The following is a 16,668-nucleotide window of genomic DNA, read 5'->3' as shown; positions in this document are numbered from 1 at the left end:
TAAAGGAAGAACCCGCGTCCTCTGATCCAGGACGCGGGTTCTTCACGACAAGCGGGGCGTGCGGGCTAGCGGGCGCGCACGACGAAGGCGCCGCCCTCTTTCGCCACGATAAAGCCGGGTTGGCCCTCCAGGTAGGCGCGCATCTGGGGGAAGCCCAGGTCGCGTACCTTGAAGTCCTTGAAGCGGGCGCGTACCTCGCCGCCGAGCTGAGTGACGCCGATGCCCGCGCCGCCGGCCTTCTCCACGAGCTCGGCGATGTAGGCCTCGGGCGTGGCGGCGTCGGAGACGGGGACGGGCGTCTTGCGCGGGCGGCCACGACGGGCCGCGGGCTTGGCGGGCGCCTCGGCGGGCTCTGCCGCCTTGCGCGAGCGGGTGGCGCGGGCCGGCTTGGCCGCCTCCTCGACCGCGGACGCGTCGGCGTCCTTCTTGGCCGGGGCCTTGCGCGAGCGCGTCTTGCGGGCCGGCTTCTCGGCCGTCGGCTCCGCAGGCGCGGGCGCCTCCGCCGGGCCGGCCTCGGTCTCGGCGGCCGGCGCCTCTGCCGGCGCAGCCTCCACGGCGGCCTTGCGCGGACGGCCCCGGCGCGCGGCCTTGCGCTTGGGGGCCTCGGCCTCCTCGGCGGCTGCCGGCTCCTCCGCGGACGCGGGCGTCTCCGTCTCCTCGGCCTCAGCGGCTTTCGCGGCCGGCTCCTCTGCGGCTGCGGGGGCCGCCTCGCCCTCGCCGCTACGACGGCGACCGCCGCGACGCCCGCGGCGCGTGGGCTTGCGCGGCGCCTCGGCCTCCTCTGCGGTTGCCGGCTCCTCCGCGGACGCGGCCTCTGCAGCTTCCTCGACAGCCTCTTCGGCGACGGCCTCCTCGGATGCCTCGTCCTCGGCATGGGTCCGGGCGGCGATGCGCCGGCCCCCGCGCCCGCGCCGCGAGCGGCGCGACCCCGCGTCCGGCGCGTCCTCGGCGGGAGCCTCCTCGACGATCGCCTCTGCCGCGACCTCGGGCTCGGGCTCCGCCTCGTGGTGGGCGTCGGTGAGCTCCACCGTCACCGAGGAACGGTCCTTGGTGATGGTCACGCGCGTGAACTCGTCGAGCAGCTTGGAGAGCAGGTTCGTTCCGTAGTTGCGCACGTCGAAGTCGGGGTAGCGCTTCTGCAGGCGGCTGCCCACCTCGCCCAGGCCCGTGGACTTGCCGTTGTTCTGGTTGTCGGTGATGATGTCCACCACAGCCTGCTCCACCTCGGCCTTGCTGATGGCCGGGGCGCCGTTGCCGTTGCCGCGCTCGCCCTTGCGGCCGTCGAGCAGCAGCTCGAGCGTGGTGAAGATGTCGCACGCGCGGCGGAAGGGGGTGGGCGTCTTCTTCTCGCCCATGCCGATGACCGTGCGGCCGCTCTCGCGCAGGCGGCTGGCCAGGCGCGTGAAGTCGCTGTCGCTCGACACGAGGCAGAAGCCGTCCACGTTGTCGCCGTAGAGGATGTCCATGGCGTCGATGATCATGGCCGAGTCGGTGGCGTTCTTGCCGTAGGTGTAGCCGAACTGCTGGATGGGCGTGAGCGAGTTCTCCAGCAGCGCGTCCTTCCACTTGGCGTGGAGGGTGAGCGTCCAGTCGCCGTAGATGCGCTTGATGGTGACGGTGCCGTACTTGGACAGCTCGTTCAAGATGGGCTTGATGTACTTGGCCGACACGTTGTCGGCGTCGATGAGCAGCGCGAAGCGCTTGTCCGAGGAAGACTTGGGTTCCATGGGCGGGCGGTCTCCTTTGGTGTCTCGCCGCGGGGCAGACGCGAGGCGTCGGCGCGGCGGTGCGGGCGAGGGGGCGGCGGCGCCGCGCGCCCTCGTATCGGCTTATGCCAACGGTCGATGATACCCCTTGAGCGGGACTTCTGCCAGGTCAATCGCTAATTCGGATGATAATCGTATAAATTGGCGCCCGCCCCTTGCGCAACAGGCGACGAAACTCTATACTTCCACCTTGCGCAAAATGGTGGGTGTGGCCTAGTTGGCTAAGGCGCCAGATTGTGGCTCTGGAGATCGTGGGTTCGAGTCCCATCATCCACCCCATGCGCGCTTTGAAATTCAGGCTTGCGTCCATGGGATGCTTCGCCTACAATAGCAAGGCGCTTTGCGCAGACACGTGCTCCGTTAGCTTAGTTGGTAGAGCAGGGGACTCTTAATCCCAAGGTCGAAGGTTCGAGTCCTTCACGGAGCACCACGAAATGATAGGCCCGTCGCGCTGCGGCGGGCTTTTTTCATGCAGGCGCCCCGAGTAGGGCGAGTGAGGAGAGGGACCCGATGAGCAGCGATACCTTCCAGGCGAGCAAGCGCGTGAGCGACGAGATCAAGGCGGATCTTCCGGTTCACCCCGAGAAGTACGTCATGCTCACGGGCGACCGTCCCACCGGCCGCCTCCACCTCGGGCACTACTTCGGCACCATCCGCGAGCGCGTCCGCCTGCAGGACATGGGCGTCACCTCGCGCATCATCATCGCCGACTACCAGGTGATCACCGACCGCGATACCACCGAGCATATCGCCGACAACGTGCGCAACATGGTCATCGACTACCTGGCCTGCGGCATCGACCCGGAAAAGACCATCATCTTCACCCACTCGGCCGTGCCGGCCCTCAACCAGCTCATGCTCCCGTTCCTCTCGCTCGTCACCGAGGCGGAGCTGCTGCGCAACCCCACGGTCAAGTCCGAGCAGGAGGCCTCGGGCCACGCGCTCACGGGGCTGCTGCTGACCTACCCGGTGCACCAGGCCTGCGACATCCTGTTCTGCAAGGGCAACATCGTGCCGGTGGGCAAAGACCAGCTGCCCCATATCGAGCAGACCCGCCAGATCGCCCGCCGCTTCAACGAGCGCTACGGGCGCGTGTTCCCCGAGCCCCACGGGCTTCTGACTGAGGCGGTGGAGATCCCCGGCCTCGACGGCCGCAAGATGTCGAAGAGCTACGGCAACGCCATCGCGCTGTCGGCCACCGCCGAGGAGACGGCCAAGCTCATCAAGAAGTCCAAGACCGACTCCGAGCGCCTCATCACCTTCGACAAGGAGGCGCGCCCCGGCGTGTCGGCGCTCCTCACCACGGCGGCGCTGTGCACCGGTCGTGGCGAGGAGGAGATAGCCGCCGAGATAGGCGAGGCGGGCTCCGGCGCCCTCAAGGCCTATGTGACCGAGGCCGTCAACGACTACCTGGCGCCCATCCGCGCCCGCCGCGCCGAGCTCGAGGCCGATCCGGCCTACCTGGAGGAAGTCCTGCGCGACGGCAACCGCCGCGCCAACGAGATTGCCGACGCCACCCTCGATGAGGTGCGCGCGGCCATGGGCATGGTGTACTAGGCGCTGGCTGCCGGTTGCGCGGCCCGCGAGGTTCTAGGGGTCGCGGGCCGCGTTATGCGCTAGAATATCCCTCGCGTTTCTGCGCGGCATGCGCCGCGGCGCTTACGGGGCTGTAGCTCAATGGTGGAGCAGGGGACTCATAATCCCTTGGTTCTCGGTTCGAGTCCGGGCGGCCCTACCAGACGCCTTCGGGGGCGGCATCTGACTGAGATGCCGCCCCTTTCGTTTCTCCACAAATTCACCCCTTGCGCGCCTAGCGCGGTACGGCTAGAATAGTCGAACGTCATCGGGCAGCTGCCTGATACGCAACCCGGTCGCTTGGCTCAGCGGGAGAGCATCGCCTTCACACGGCGGGGGTCACAGGTTCAAATCCTGTAGCGACCACCATATACAGCAGGCCCCTCTTCGGAGGGGCCTTTTTGCGTCTTGCGTGCGGCGACTGGTTCGCCCCCTCCCGCCCGATTCTGCACAGTTTCGACGACTTTGCGACAGAACCGAGCCCTCCGAGGCGCCTGGAGACCCCGGTGGGGGAGGTTTCCGGACACCCGGCAGAGCCGACCTGGGCAAACGCCCGCCGCATCCCCGTCGGCAGAGGCGCTGTTGTCGCAAAGTCGAAAAAAGTGTGCAGAATCGGGCAGGGAGGCGAGGAGGAGGGCGGGGGAGGTAGGGGGCGGCGTACGGTGTCGCCGCCCCTGCGCCTGCGTGTCTGCTCGCTTACGGCTTGCCGCCACGGTCGCCCTGCTGCGGCTGCCTCCTATACTGGGGCCTATGGAAGAGCGTCGCGGCATATCGGATACGTGGATCCTGAACCTGGAGTCCACCGCCTCGCTGCTCATCGCGCTGGGCGGCCTCGGCGGGGCCCTGGTCGGGCTCGGCTGCCTTCCCGGCGGCCCCGTCTGGCGGTGGGCCGAGGCCTGCTTCTTCCCGCTCCAGCTTCCGGTGTTCTACTTCGGCTTCGGCTATCGCTATCAGCGGCAGTGGCATGTGCACAGCGGCCGCCAGTGGCTTCGCGCCATGGGATACCAGGCGGTCTACACGATGGTGCCCCTCGTCTTCGTGACGCTGCTCACCCTGCTGGCCAACGGCTGGATGGGCGCCGAGCCGACCCTCGCGCCTGCAAGCTTCCTGCGCGCGACGCTCGTCGACCCGGTCATCCCCGTGGGGTTCTTCCTCGTGGTGCTGGCGATGTACGCGCTCACCCCCACGCTTGCGTCGGGCCGGCAGGCGGCGGGCGTCCTGGCCGCCGCGATCGCGCTCAAGGCGCTTGCCGTCGCGGGGCCTGCGCTGCCTGCGGTCTCGTACGCTGCCTGGCCCTACGTGGCGCAGGGATTCTGCGGATCGTGGGTCTGGTTTGTCGCCGGCATGGCCCTGGCCTGGCAGCCCGAGGCCCGCACGCGCCGGCTGTTCTCCCTGAGTCCTGCGGCCTGCACGATGGGGTGGCTGATCCTGGGCGTTGGCCTTCTCGCGTGCGGCGCGCCCGCCTCCGTGCGCGAGGCCGTGCTCACCGCGGCGGGGCTCGGATGGCTCGCGGTGCTGTTCGGAGGCCGCTTCGCGGACGGCGACCAAGTGGGCTTCTACCGCCTCGTCGGCGGCTACACCAAGGCCATCTGGCTTCTGCACCCGGTGTTCATGCGGGGCTTGTTTCACGTCCTGGCGCTTGCGGGGGTGACCGCAGCCGGCCCCGGGGCCGCGCTGTTCGTGCCGGCGCACGTCTTTGGGGGCCTCGCTGTCGTCTACGTGCTGCCCGTCGGCGTGCTGTGGGCGATGAACCACGTGGGGAAGCTCGGCTTCCTGGTGAATCCCGACCGGTACCTCGCCCCGCATCGAGGGACGGTGCCGTATAATACGAGGGTTGCATAGTCAAAGGCGTCTCGTGGATTCCGGTGGCGCCTTCCGAGATACAAGGCGATACCATGATCCTCCAGACAGAGCACCTCTCAAAGGCCTACGGCGGCCGCCAGCTGTTCCATGACGTCACCTTCCGCCTGGAAGAGTATGACCGCCTGGCGCTCGTCGGCCCCAACGGCGCGGGCAAGACGACGCTGCTCAACATCATCTCCGGCGAGGATGACCCGGACGAGGGGCGCATCCTGTTCGCCAAGGGCGCGCGCGTGGGCTACCTGGAGCAGGAGGCCATCGAGATGGGCGGGCTGCCCGTGTTCGAGGAGGTGCTCTCCTCCCAGGTGGAGGTGCTCGAGGCCGAGCAGCGGCTCCACCGGCTCGAGGCCGAGCTCGGCGCCGACCCCACCGAGGCGCAGCTGGCGGCCGTGGGCCGCGCGCGCGACGCCTACGAGATGCTCGGCGGCTACTCCATCGAGGCGAAGGTGCGCAGTGTGCTGTTCGGCCTCGGCTTCACCGAGGCGGACATGGCCACGTCCACCGACGGCTTCTCCGGCGGCTGGCAGATGCGCATCGCGCTCGCGAAGCTGCTCATCCGCAATCCCGAGGTGCTGCTCCTCGACGAGCCCACCAACCACCTCGACCTGGAGTCGGTCAAGTGGCTCGAGGGCTTCCTGCGCGGCTACGAGGGCACGGTCATCGTGGTCAGCCACGACCGCGCGTTCATGGACGCCATGGTGGACCGGGTGGCCGAGATCGACAACGGCCAGGTCAACCTGTACAAGGGCAACTACTCGAAATACCTGGTGGAACGCGAGGAACGCCTCGAGCGCCTCAAGGCCGAGCGCGCCAAGCAGCTCGAGGAGATCGCCCATCTCCAGGCCTTCGTCGACCGGTTTCGCTACAAGGCCACCAAGGCCAAGCAGGCCCAGGAGCGCGAGCGGCGCATCGAGAAGATCAAGGAGACGCTGCCGGTCATCCCCGAGGAGAAAAAGACCGTGCGCTTCAACTTCCAGCAGCCGCCCCGCACCGGCGACGAGGTGGTGCGCGCCCGGGGCCTGGTGAAGCGCTTCGGCGACAAGACGGTCTACGACGGCCAGGACTTCACGATGTACCGCGGCGACAAGGTGGCGCTCGTGGGCCCCAACGGCGCGGGCAAGTCCACGCTGCTCAAGATGATCGCCGGCGTGATGGCGCCGGACGCGGGCACCATCGACTACGGCGTCAACGTGAGCCTGACCTACTACGCCCAGCACCAGCTGGAGGAGCTCCATGCCGGCAACACCGTGTTCGAGGAGCTCGACCGCGTGGCGCCCGGCTGGTCCATCTCCCAGGTGCGCACGCTCCTGGGCGCGTTCCTCTTCAGCGGGGACGCGGTGGACAAGCGCGTGGGCGTGCTCTCCGGCGGCGAGAAGAGCCGCCTGGCGCTCGCCAAGATGCTCGTGGCCCCCAAGCCGCTGCTCTGCCTGGACGAGCCCACCAACCACCTCGACATCGCGAGCGCCGACATCCTCGAGCAGGCCCTGCGCCACTTCGAGGGCACCATCCTGTTCATCACCCACGACCGCCACCTCATCCGCTCGGTGGCCAACCGCATCGTGGAGGTGACGCCGGGCAAGATCACCTGCTACGACGGCGACTACGACTACTACCTCTATAAGTCGGGGCAGCTCGACAACCCCGACCCCGCGAGCCGATCGCTCGTGGACGACGTGTTCGACGAGGGCGCGGGGAAGGCGGGCGCGAAGGGCTCCAAGACCACGGTCACCGTCAACCGCCGCCGCGACCGCGCAAGCGCGCCGGCCGATCCGGCCCCGCTCACGGCGCCCAAGGCGAGCGCCCCCAAGACCAAGGAGCAGAAGCGGCGCGAGGCCGAGGCGCGCAACCGCGCCTACGCGGCGCTCAAGAACCACCGCAAGCGCATCGCCCAGCTCGACGAGCAGATGGAGCGTGACAACGCGCGGATGGAGGAGCTGCTGGCCCTCATGGCCGATCCGGACTTCTACATCAACGAGGACGCGTCCTCCGACGCGGTGGCCGAGCACGCCCAGCTCAAGAAGCGCCTGGCCGCGGCCGAGGAGGAGTGGCTCGCGCTCAACGAGGAGCTCGAGGCCGAGATGGCCCGCCAGCAGGCGCAGGGCTAGCCTCCGCTTCCCGGCTGCCGGCCGCGCCGGCCCGCCGATCCGGTGCGCGGGGCAGCGCCGGGTGGCGCCGTCGTACCATACCGCCCAATCGTCCCTCTCGTGGAAAGCCGGTCATGGAAGCGCTTGAGCTCATCTTGTTCCTCTTGGCCGCGGTCATCGCCTCGAGCATCCTCGAGCGGTTTCTGCCGCGCCTGTCGTTGCCCCTCGTCCAGATTGCCCTGGGCGCGCTTATCGCGTTCACGGTGTCGTCGCCCTTCGAGCAGGGGCTCGACACCGAGCTGCTGCTCATCCTGTTCATCGCGCCGCTGCACTTCAACGAGTCGCGCCACGCCGACTCCGGCGCGCTCTGGCGCAACCGCTGGGGCATCGCGTCTTTGGCCGTGGGGCTCGTCTTCGCCATCATGCTCGCGGTGGGCGGCGCGCTCCACGCGCTCATGCCCGCCGTGCCGCTGGCCGCCGCCCTCGCGCTCGGCGCCGCCATGGGGTCTACCGATGCCGTGGCCGTGACGGCGCTCTCCAAGGACTTCCGCTTCGGCCGGCGCCATGCGACGCTGCTCGAGGGCGAGGCGTTCTTCAACGACGTGACGGGCACGGTGGCCTTCCAGTGCGCCATCGCCGTAGTGGGCTCCGGAGCGTTCTCGCTCGTGCACGCGGGGGAGGAGTTCGCCCTCGACCTGTTCGGCGGCCTGGCTGGCGGCGCTGTCATGGGAGGCCTGGCCTGGGCGCTCATGGAGCTCATCCGCCGCCGGGGGCTCGACAACCCCACGTTGCACGTGACCCTCGAGCTTCTGCTGCCCTTCGTCATCTACCTCGCGGCCAAGAGCCTGCACATCGGCGGCGTCATCGCCGTGGTGGCCGCGGGCCTGGTCATGTCGCTTCTGCCGCAGCGCCACACCACCGCCACGGCGCGCCAGAAGCTCCAGTCGAGGAGCGTCTGGAAGACCATCGAGTTCGTGCTCAACGGCATCATCTTCGTCATCTTGGGGATGCAGCTGCCCCGCGGCCTGCAGCCGGCGGCCGACGGCGGGCTCGGCGACCCGGTGGCCGTGGTGGGCGCGGTGGTGCTTCTGACGGCGGTGCTCGAGGGCGTGCGCTTCCTCTGGGTGCTCGCCATGGATGCCGTGGCCGCCCGCCGCGCGGGCGAGCCGGCGCGCTCGTGCCTGGCGCCCGAGGGGCTGCGCGGCGCGCTCGCCATGGCCTTCGCCGGGCCGAAGGGCGGCATCACGCTCTCGCTCATGCTGTCCATCCCCACGTACCTGAGCTCGGGCGCGACGTTCCCCGAGCGCACGACGCTCGTGACCATGGCCGCCGGCATCATCCTAGGCTCGCTTCTGCTGGCGAACTTCGCCGTGCCGCTGCTCGTGCCGCGCAAGGCGTCGGCCCGTCGCGCCGCCGAGCGCGCCGATGCGGAGATAAGCCTGGTCATCCGCGTGATCGAGTCCATTCAGGCCGACGCCCACCTCACGGGCGCCGTGCGCGCGGACGAACCGGCGGAGGCCCCGACGGGCGCGCCGGCCGCGGTGCCGGGGACCTCGGCTGCCGGGAGCGTGCCGGATGAGGGGAGCGCCCCGTCGGCCGTCGCTGAGGAGGTGGACGAGCCGGCGACGGTCATCGTGATGCAGCGCTACGCCGAGGTGCTCGAGGAGCTGGCGCCCCACGCCAGCGCCGAGGCTGCGGCCCGAGCGCGCGCGGCGGCGGCCGCGGTGGAGGCGCTCTACGGGCGCATCGACGACATCGCCCGCGAGGTGGGCGAGCTCGACTCGCTGGAGGAGGACGGCCCCGACGGCGCAGCTGACCCCCGCTCGGGGCTCACGGCCCGCTTCCGCGCCCTGCGCGCCGTCTACGACGCGGTGGAGGACGTCCAGGCCCAGGCCCTCGCGCGCGAGCTCGAGTACCTCAAGGAGCTGCGCCTGGCCGGCGCCATCGCTCCCGATCACGCCCGCGAGCTGAGAAACGACATCTACATCCAGCAGCTCACCCTGGAGTAGGGGAGGGCTTGCGCCCGGGTTCCGCCGACTTGCCCGCGCGCACCGCGGCAGCTCGCTTCGGGGCGGGGGAGGGGCCTCCCTCCTGTTCGCCCTCGGTTTTGCGGCCGCCGATTGCAAATTCGCGCGGTTATGCACTCTCCGGTGGCCCGTGAAACCGTTCTACGACCGGTGCGGGCCTCGCTTTCCTGGGTTTTTGCGACTGCGCGCCCCGCCCACGCGGCGCGCGAGCGGTATGGAGAGTGCAAAACCGTGCGAATTTGCGGAGACGGCGCGTTTTTCGAAGGTGAGCGCCGCTCGGCGGCGGAACCGAAGGCGCCGCCTGCGGCTCGGTACGCTAGAATACCGAGCCATGGCTAGCAATGAACTCATATACATCCTCTGCTCGGTGCTGAGCTTCGTGCCGGCTCTCGTGCTGCACGAGGTTGCCCACGGGTTCGCGGCGTGGAAGCTCGGCGACCCTACGGCCAAGCGGTCGGGGCGCCTCTCGCTCAACCCGCTCAAGCACATCGACCCGTTTGGCACGGTGCTTCTGCCCCTCATGCTCATGCTCATGAACATGCCGGTGTTCGGCTATGCGAAGCCCGTGCCCTACAACCCGCGCTACTTCAAGGACCCGCGCAAGGGCGATGTCATCGTGGGCCTGGCGGGGCCAGCGGCCAACCTGGCCATGGCCTGCGTGGCCGCGCTCGTGGCGTGGGCGCTCTTCGACCCGGCGCGCGGCGGCCTGCTCGACAACGACCTGTTCTCCTACTTCTATATCTGGTTCCTGCCGCAGTTCGCGCTCGTCAACCTGTTCCTCATGTTCTTCAACCTGCTGCCCATCCCGCCGCTTGACGGCTCGTCCATCTTCGCGCTGCTCATTCCCGCCAAGTACCTGCCGAAGTACTACGAGATCCAGCGCTACGCCTTCCCGGTGTTCATGATCTGCGTGGTGCTGCTGCCCTACCTCATCCACGTCAACCCGTTCTCGTGGTACCTGGGGGCCACGGCGGGCAACCTCGGCAACCTGCTGTTCCCCTTCCGCATCTACTAGGAGGGGCGCGTGTCGTACAAGGTTCGCATCGAGAGCTTCGAGGGCCCCTTCGATCTGCTGCTCTACCTGGTCAGCCGCCAGAAGGTGGACATCGGGGCCATCTCCATCACCCAGATCGCCGACCAGTACCTCGAAGAGGTGTCCCACATGGACAACCTCGATTTGGACGTGGCGAGCGACTTTCTGCTCGTGGCCTCGACGCTGCTGGAGATCAAGGCCCAGAGTCTCATCCCGCGCCCGCGCGACGAGGTGGACGAGGAGCTGGCAGAGCTTGCGCCCTCCGAGGCGCGCGACATCCTGGTGGCGCGGCTGCTCGAGTACAAGAAGTTCAAGAACGCCTCGGCCGAGCTCTACGCGCGGTTTCTCTCCGAGGGCCGTATGCACACGCGCCCCTTCGGGCCGGATACGCCGTTTCTGGCGCTCATGCCGGACTTCCTGCGCGACGTGACCGTGGACTCGCTCGCGCTTCTGGCGGCGGCTGCCATGGCGCGGCGCGAGGTGTTCCTGCTCGAGTCGGAGCACATCGCCGCCAAGCCCATCCCCGTGGAGGTGCACGTGCGCGCCATCCACCAGCGCATCGTGAACCGCGGGCACCTCATGTTCTCCGATCTGGTGAACGAGTCCACGGCTCCGGCTGTGGTGGTGGTCACGTTTTTGGCCATCCTCGAGCTGTACAAGCGCTCGGTGGTGCGCCTCGACCAGGCCGTGGCCTTCGGCGACATCACCATCGACTACATCGAGGGCTCCGGCGAGCTCAACCTGGAGGGCCCCGACGGGCTGACCAGCGTGGGAGAGGAAGGCTAGACCATGTTCCAAGGACTTCAGGAATCCCAGGTCAAGGGGGCCGTGGAGGCTATGCTCTTCGTGACCGACGAGCCGGTGGGCACCCTTACCCTGGCTGACATGCTTGAGTGCGACCCGGCGCTGGTGGAGCGCGCCTGCGCCGAGCTGCGCGACGAGCTGGCCGGCTCCGAGCGGGGCATCCAGCTGCGCGAGGTGGCCGGCGGGTGGCGGCTGTTCACCCACCCGGTCTACCACGAGCTCATCGAGAAGTACGTGCTGTCGTGGGACACGCGCAAGCTCTCGGGCGCGGCCATGGAGACGCTCGCCATCATCGCCTACACCCAGCCGGTCACCCGCGCCGGGGTGGCGTCGGTGCGCGGGGTCAACTCCGATGGCACCATCAACTCGCTCGTGGAGAAGGGGCTCGTGCGCGAAGCCGGCACGGCCGACACGCCGGGCAGTCCCACGCTCTACGCCACCACGCGCGCCTTCCTGGAGAAGTTCGGCCTGCGCACGACGGCCGACCTGCCCGATCTGGCGGAGTTCGCGCCCGACGAGGAGACGCGCCGGCTCATCACCGAGCGCCTCTCCGCGACCCGCTCGGAGGCGGGCGTGTCCGAGGAGCAGGCGCGCCTCATGGCAGCCGACCTGGCCGCCGAGGACGGCGAGGCGCTGCTCTTCGACGACGAGGAGGCGCGCGGCGTCGACGGGGCGGCCGCCGTCCTGGCCGAGGCGCAGGCCGGTTCGTCGGCCGCGCCGGGCGCCTGGGCTCCGGCTCGGCCCGCGGGGGCGCCGGAGGGCGCGGCCCGCTCGACCGAGGCCATGTTTGCCGAGGCCATCGCCTCCACCCTGGGCGTCGTCGACAAGATCGACTTCGACTCCCTCACCTTCGAGACCGATGACGAGTAGCGTCCGCCTGCAGAAGTACCTGGCCCGCGCCGGCGTGGCCTCGCGCCGCCATGCCGAGGAGCTCATCGGCGCCGGGCGCGTGGCCGTCAACGGCGAGGTCGTGACCGAGATGGGCGTGAAGGTGGACCCGGCCGCCGATGAGGTGGCCGTCGACGGCGCCGTGGTGGCGCTGCCCGCCGAGGGCACCACCCTCATGCTGCACAAGCCTGCCGGCTACGTGACCACCATGAGCGATCCCCAGGGCCGCCCCACCGTGGCTGAGCTCATGGCGCCGCTTCTGGAGGCCCATCCGGGGCTCTTCCCCGTGGGGAGGCTCGACGCGGACACGACGGGGCTCCTGCTGTTTACCACCGACGGCGAGCTGGGCCACGGTCTTCTCCACCCGCGTCGCGAGGTGGAGAAGACCTATCTCGCGCTCGTGGAGGGGGTGCCGGCGGAGGGCGACCTCGCGCGTCTGCGCTCCGGCATCCGCCTGGAGGAGGGGGTGACGCGCCCGGCGGGCGTACGCCTGCTCGCCGGCGACGAGGCCGCCCGCGCCGCCCGGCTCATCGGCGACGGGCCGGGGTCGAGCGGGCAGCGCCAGCGCCACGGGGGGCGGCGCAGCCGCGCGGCGCTCGAGGGGGCGGGCGCCTACGTGGAGCTGCGCATCCACGAGGGCCGCAAGCGCCAGGTGCGCCGCATGCTCCAGGCCGTCGACCATCCGGTGATCGCCCTGCACCGCGCCGCGCTCGGCCCGCTTGACCTGGGCGGGCTTCCCCGCGGCCAGGCGCGTGCCCTCACCGAATCCGAGCTGGCCGCCCTCCGCGCCGCCGTCGGCTGAGCGCCGCGCCGGCAGCGGGGTGCCCCTGGCGCCACCCTCCGCGCTCCCGCCCCCGCCGGCTCCCCGCGCGAGAAAAATGCGGCCCGCCGACCGCGTTTCGCCTCGCTGGTACTAAACTAGGCTGCGAAGACTTGGACGCGGCCGATCCTGGGGGAGGGCCCTTGAGCCGACGCAGGTACATCATGGTGTTCGTCGCGACCATCGCGCTGGTGGTCGTGGCCGTCTGCGTCTACCTGGGGCAGCTCTCATCGGCGGTGTCGAGCAACCTCATGACCACGGTGGACGAGATATCCCGTCATGACGTGGAGACCATCGAGGGCTCGCTCGAGGACTCCTACGGGCGCCTCGCCTCGGTGGCCAGCCGCATGGAGCTCTACGACGTGGCCGATTTGCACGAGGCCCAGCAGCGCCTGAACCTGGAGGCCGTCTCCTCCGGCATGTTCGACGCGCTCTACCTGCTCGACGCCGACGGAACCCTCTACAGCAGCTCGTACCTGCGCCTCGGCCCCGATCAGCACTCCTACGACGAGATGTTCGCGGATGGCAGCGGCCACTTCGTCATGCTCTACGACGACGCCAACGGGCGGCTGGAGACCACCAAGGAGTCCCTCGTCTTCGGCGTGGAGCTCGACGGCCTGGTCATCGGCGGTCACCGCTTCGTCGCCATCCTGGGCCGCAGCGACGTGAGCGCCATCCGCGGCCAGCTGCTCATCGAGAGCTTCGATGATCAGGGCGTCTCGAGCGTCGTGAACTCCCAGGGCTTCTATATCGTCAACACCTCGCCAGCTACCGACCTGGCCGGGCGCGACAACTTCTACGACATGCTCCAGGCCGGCTCCATCGACGGGGGCGTGACCATCGAGGACGTGCGCCGCAACATCGCGGAGGGCGAGAGCTTCACCATCGACTGCACCAACGCCGAGGGCGAGCGGCTCGTGCTCAGCTTCGCGCCGGTGGAGGGCACCACCTGGTCATTCATCATGGCCGTGCCCTCGCACGTGTTCGAGGAGCGCTTCGCCCCCTTCATCGTCATGACCTCCTGCATGCTCGTGGCCGTGGTGGTGCTGCTCATGGTGATGATGGCGATCGTCTACCGCTTCATGAAGCGGACGGTCTCGGCCCGCGCCGAGTCGGCGGCGCGCGCTGAGTTCCTCTCCAACATGAGCCATGAGATCCGCACGCCGCTCAACGGCATCATCGGCCTGAACCACCTGATGGAGCGCCACCTGGACGACCGCGAGGCCATGGCGGGCTACGTCAGCCGGCTCGGCAACGCCGCCCGCTACCTGCTCGCGCTCGTCAACGACATCCTCGATGTGTCCAAGCTCCAGGCGGGCAAGGTCGTCCTTGACGAGCGGCCCTTCGACCTGGGCGCCCTCATCGACAGCGTCTGCGAGATGCAGCGCGAGCCCCTGGCCGACAAGCGCATCGCCTTCACGCTCGACGCCGACGACCTGCCCTGGCCGCGCCTCGTCGGCGATGAGGTGCGCCTGGGCCAGGTGCTCATGAACATCCTGTCGAACGCGGCGAAGTTCACGCCCGAGGGCGGCCGCGTCACGCTCACGGCCAGCCAGGTCGCGGTGCCGGGCGGCCAGGCAGCCACGATCGTCTCCATCGCCGACACCGGCTGCGGCATGACGCCTGAGTTCCAGCGGCAGATCTTCGACGTGTTCACCCAGGAGCGCAACCGCAACAGCGAGAGCCAGAAGGGCACGGGCCTGGGAATGTCCATCAGCCGCATGCTCGTGGACCAGATGGGAGGCACGCTTCTGGTGGACAGCGTCCTGGATGAGGGCTCGTGCTTCACCCTGTCGGTCACGCTGCCCGTGGCGGAGGGCGCCGCGGCGGGGGAGCGGCCGGCGGGCGCGGGCCAGGGCGAGGCGGCGGGCTCGGAGGGCGCGGGCGCCCCTACCGCCCCGGGCGTCGATCCGGCGGACGCCGCGGCCCTGGCAGCTGCCGGGGCGCCGATGCACGTGCTCGTGGCCGAGGACAACGAGCTCAACGCCGACATCATCGAGAGCATTCTCGGCGAGGAGGGCTACGCCGTGACGGTGGCCGGCGACGGCCGGCAGGCCCTCGACGCCTTCGCCGCCTCGCCCGAGGGCCACTTCGCGGCCGTCCTCATGGACGCCCAGATGCCGGTCATGGACGGCTACGAGGCGGCGCGCGCCATCCGCGCCCTCGAGAGATCCGACGCCGCGGCCGTGCGCATCTACGCCTGCACCGCGTCCACCTTCGCCGAGGACCGGGCCCGCGCCCTCGAGGCCGGCATGGACGACTTCCTCGCCAAGCCGCTTGACGTGCGCGCCATGCTCGCCAAGCTCGGCGCCATCCGGGACGGTGCCCGATGAGCGCCCGCGCCGTCCTTCGCCGTGCGCGCCCTGCGCGCATCCTCGCCGCGCTGGCGGCCCTCGTCCTCGCGGCGTCGCTTGCCCTCGCCGGCTGCGCCGCGCCCGCCGAGGAGCCCGTACGGCTCACCATCAAGGTGCCGCGCACGAGCCACAGCGTGACCTTCGATTCCTCCATCACCCAGATCGACCAGGTCATCTCCGCCATGGCCGCGGACTTCTCCGCCTCTTACGACGGGCCGCCGGTCGAGATCACGGTGGAGGTGTTCGAGCAGGGCCTCTACGACGAGGCCATCATCGGAGCCCTCGGCACCGACCACGAGGCCGACATCCTCTACGGGGACTTCTTCAACATGTCCACCTACGTCCACACCGGGCGCGTGGTGCCGCTCGACGACGTCGTGACCGACGAGCGGCGCGCGGACATCTACGACTACCTGTGGGATCGGGGCACGGTGGGCGGGCGCGTCTACCTGCTGCCCTACCTGGCGCGCCAGAACGTGCTGGCCTATAACAAGGAGCTCTTCCGCCAGGCGGGCCTCGAGTCCTTCATCGACGACGACGCCATCCAGTCGTGGACGCTCGCGGAGTGGGAGCAGGTGCTCGACACCTTAGCCGCGCGCCTGCCCGAGGGCGCCTACCCGCTCATGATGTACGCGCACAGCTCCCAGGGCGACACCCACACCATGACGCTCCTGCGCTGCTGCGGCGCACGGTTCTTCGACGAGGACGGCCACTTCGCGCTCTCCGAGCCCGAGGGCGTGGCCGGCCTGCGCTGGATCCAGGGCGGCGTGGCGCGCGGCTGGTACCCGCCCCATGCTGAGAACCTGGAGATCGAGGACTGCTCGAGCCTGTTCCGCAACGGCCAGCTGGCCCTCTACATGGTGAACAACGTGTCCATCGGCCGCTACGGGGACAGCATCGGGCTCGTGAACTTCCCCGGCCCCGGCCCTGAGGGCTGCGCCACCTCGTTCGTGTCGGGCTTCGAGGTGTTCGACAACGGCGATGCGCAGAAGGTCCAGGTGGCCAAGGACTTCCTCGCCTACGTCTACGGCGACTCGGGCTGGCTCGACTACGCCGCCGGAACGCTGCCCGCCTCGCGCGCGGTGGCCGAACGCTATGGCGCGGACACCCCCTCCTTCGCCCTGTTCCAGGCCAACGCCGCCAACGAGGTGGACTTCACCGGGTCCAACCCCGATACCTTGGCCGTGCGCGAGGTGTTCCACGAGTGCATGGGCGACCTGCTGCGCGGTGATGCCACGCCCGAGGAGACGGCGCGCGCCATCGACGAGCGCTGCAACCGCGCCGTCGACGAGGGGTGGGCCGCGAGCGTGCTCCACGAGTAGGGGCGCCGCCCGCGCCCGGCGCGCGGAAAGTTGCCGGATTCCCGCCATCTGCCCTGGTCTTGGCGGCGCCAAGCACTACAATAGGGCGTCGCGGCGGGGCATCTCGCCGCCTTGCGCGCCTGACCCTGACCGAGG

At 69.6% G+C, this 16,668-nt stretch carries 11 protein-coding genes and 4 tRNA genes; 14 read left to right on the top strand and 1 reads right to left on the bottom strand.

The annotated features are described in order from the left end of the window. Positions 1-65: 65 nt before the first annotated feature. Positions 66-1,727 carry an NYN domain-containing protein gene (locus tag AC6I0Y_RS07295; protein ID WP_497730536.1) on the bottom strand — a complete coding sequence of 554 codons (1,662 nt, stop codon included), beginning with the start codon at positions 1,725-1,727 and terminating at the stop codon, positions 66-68. Between the two features lie 241 nt (positions 1,728-1,968). On the opposite strand from AC6I0Y_RS07295, the gene AC6I0Y_RS07290 reads away from it, so the two are divergent. From AC6I0Y_RS07290 to AC6I0Y_RS07225, 14 genes are all read left to right on the top strand, one after another. After that, positions 1,969-2,045 (top strand) — tRNA-His (locus AC6I0Y_RS07290). 75 nt (positions 2,046-2,120) lie between these two features. After that, positions 2,121-2,196, top strand: a tRNA-Lys gene (locus AC6I0Y_RS07285). A gap of 80 nt (positions 2,197-2,276) precedes the next feature. After that, positions 2,277-3,323, top strand: coding sequence for a tryptophan--tRNA ligase (trpS, locus tag AC6I0Y_RS07280; RefSeq protein ID WP_160710115.1), 1,047 nt, complete (start codon positions 2,277-2,279; stop codon positions 3,321-3,323). A 106-nt stretch (positions 3,324-3,429) separates the two neighbouring features. Continuing rightward, positions 3,430-3,504: transfer RNA gene (locus AC6I0Y_RS07275), tRNA-Ile, on the top strand. Positions 3,505-3,635: 131 nt separating this feature from the next. Further along, a tRNA-Val gene (locus AC6I0Y_RS07270) sits at positions 3,636-3,710 on the top strand. A 381-nt stretch (positions 3,711-4,091) separates the two neighbouring features. Beyond that, on the top strand, positions 4,092-5,183 hold the full coding sequence (locus AC6I0Y_RS07265) for a hypothetical protein (protein ID WP_497730532.1): 1,092 nt from the start codon (positions 4,092-4,094) through the stop codon (positions 5,181-5,183). A 53-nt stretch (positions 5,184-5,236) separates the two neighbouring features. Beyond that, the gene (locus AC6I0Y_RS07260) at positions 5,237-7,306 is read left to right on the top strand and encodes an ABC-F family ATP-binding cassette domain-containing protein (protein ID WP_160710117.1); all 2,070 of its coding nucleotides are present in this window, start codon (positions 5,237-5,239) and stop codon (positions 7,304-7,306) included. Between the two features lie 113 nt (positions 7,307-7,419). After that, entirely contained in the window at positions 7,420-9,294 is a 1,875-nt protein-coding gene (locus AC6I0Y_RS07255; RefSeq protein WP_497730530.1) for a cation:proton antiporter, read from the top strand. Between the two features lie 349 nt (positions 9,295-9,643). After that, on the top strand, positions 9,644-10,327 hold the full coding sequence (locus tag AC6I0Y_RS07250) for a site-2 protease family protein (protein ID WP_160710119.1): 684 nt from the start codon (positions 9,644-9,646) through the stop codon (positions 10,325-10,327). A 9-nt stretch (positions 10,328-10,336) separates the two neighbouring features. Next, entirely contained in the window at positions 10,337-11,131 is a 795-nt protein-coding gene (locus tag AC6I0Y_RS07245; protein ID WP_497730527.1) for a segregation and condensation protein A, read from the top strand. A 3-nt stretch (positions 11,132-11,134) separates the two neighbouring features. Next, entirely contained in the window at positions 11,135-12,019 is an 885-nt protein-coding gene (gene scpB, locus AC6I0Y_RS07240) for an SMC-Scp complex subunit ScpB (protein ID WP_497730524.1), read from the top strand. Beyond that, the gene (locus AC6I0Y_RS07235; RefSeq protein WP_497730521.1) at positions 12,009-12,839 is read left to right on the top strand and encodes a pseudouridine synthase; all 831 of its coding nucleotides are present in this window, start codon (positions 12,009-12,011) and stop codon (positions 12,837-12,839) included. Before scpB ends, AC6I0Y_RS07235 begins: the two co-directional genes overlap by 11 nt. A 161-nt stretch (positions 12,840-13,000) precedes the next feature. After that, the gene (locus AC6I0Y_RS07230; protein WP_497730518.1) at positions 13,001-15,190 is read left to right on the top strand and encodes a hybrid sensor histidine kinase/response regulator; all 2,190 of its coding nucleotides are present in this window, start codon (positions 13,001-13,003) and stop codon (positions 15,188-15,190) included. Next, positions 15,187-16,533 (top strand): ABC transporter substrate-binding protein, encoded by a 1,347-nt coding sequence (locus tag AC6I0Y_RS07225; RefSeq protein WP_497730515.1) that lies wholly within the window; start codon positions 15,187-15,189, stop codon positions 16,531-16,533. The genes AC6I0Y_RS07230 and AC6I0Y_RS07225 overlap by 4 nt, the downstream gene beginning before the upstream one ends. Positions 16,534-16,668 lie beyond the last annotated feature (135 nt).

The sequence above is a fragment of the Adlercreutzia sp. St.1H8 genome, from assembly GCF_059728655.1.
Note: the sequence above shows the minus strand (reverse complement) of the source record. Positions and strands in the feature narration are given on the sequence as shown.